This is a genomic window from Prevotella sp. HMSC073D09, assembly GCF_001814145.1.
Lineage (GTDB): Bacteria > Bacteroidota > Bacteroidia > Bacteroidales > Bacteroidaceae > Prevotella > Prevotella conceptionensis.
Genome location: NZ_KV815038.1, coordinates 76,469 through 77,245, shown reverse-complemented (window position 1 = coordinate 77,245; position 777 = coordinate 76,469).

The following is a 777-nucleotide window of genomic DNA, read 5'->3' as shown; positions in this document are numbered from 1 at the left end:
CAATGCAAGTTTTTGAGTTTCTTTACACATTGATAACATAACAGGGACACACACCTTATTAATATATAAGCGGGCAAGTTTGTGAGCTGATGAGTTTGTGATTTTGAGAGTTTGTGGATTTAGGAGTTTGTAAAGCTATAATGCCGTTTTGAGCTTTTAATCTTTCAACAACGTGGGAGGAGCTTGTTGTTTTTGTGATGCCAACACAAAATAAGCACTTCTCTTCATGTGCGAGGTGCAGGTTCAATCAACTCACCGGCTTATAAACTCACGAAAGCCCAACACCTCCCAAACGCATCAACTCACCAAACTATAAACTCACAACCCAACAACTCACGACTTATAAACTCATCACCTCGTCTGTTCACTAGCTCACGCACTCATCAACACACAAACTAATAAACTCATCAGCTCAAAAGCTTAAATTGTTATTTTATTTTTACAAACTCGCTCTAATTTTCACTCCGTTCTAGAGAAAATGCAGGTCCAAAAGTAGGTAAAAAACCAATATTCCTGACCTTTCACATCTTTTGTTTTGTCTGTTTTTAAGAACAAAACCTGCATTTTGCACCATTTAGCCTTTCTAGATTGGTTGCCAACTCATTATTATTTACGCCCAAAAACTCGCTTTTTGCACCTAAAAAACCACTTTTTAACGACTATTTTGCCCCTTCGAGCCATTAAAAACATAGTTCAAAAGGGTTTTATTTATACCATTTCAGCGGATGTTTATGCAAATCGTTTCGCATTTAGCAGCATTTTGCACCGCATTTAGCA